Origin of the sequence: Pseudomonas sp. SIMBA_041, from assembly GCF_046535095.1 — a bacterium.
GTDB classification, from domain to species: Bacteria; Pseudomonadota; Gammaproteobacteria; order Pseudomonadales; family Pseudomonadaceae; genus Aquipseudomonas; species Aquipseudomonas mucoides.
In genome coordinates this window covers 1-245 of sequence record NZ_JAWRXJ010000784.1, presented here as the reverse complement: position 1 = coordinate 245, position 245 = coordinate 1, and the positions used below count along the sequence as shown (strand labels likewise).

Below are 245 nucleotides of genomic sequence, written 5' to 3'. Positions count from 1 at the left end.
CCCGAGTCGATGTACTGCGAGAAGACGGCCAGGAACTGGTCGATAACGGAAAGATCGTTCATGGCCGATCTCCTTGCGGTGCCTCGAAGCTCGCCGGAATCGGCGGCAGCTCAGCGAGCGTCTGGTATTCGCCAGATCCGCCCAGGCCGAGGAAGAAGCGCCGTGCATAGGCCGTGTCCGCCAGGTGGCAGATCGCGCTGTCCATGTGTGCGTGTGCAACGGCACAGCGATGGCGCAGCGCGTAG

Annotated in this window: 1 pseudogene; it reads right to left on the bottom strand. The window is 63.7% G+C overall.

Annotated features, from left to right (window positions below):
* Positions 1 to 58: 58 nt before the first annotated feature.
* A pseudogene (locus SB725_RS33255) lies at positions 59 to 245 on the bottom strand (hypothetical protein); the annotation flags it as partial.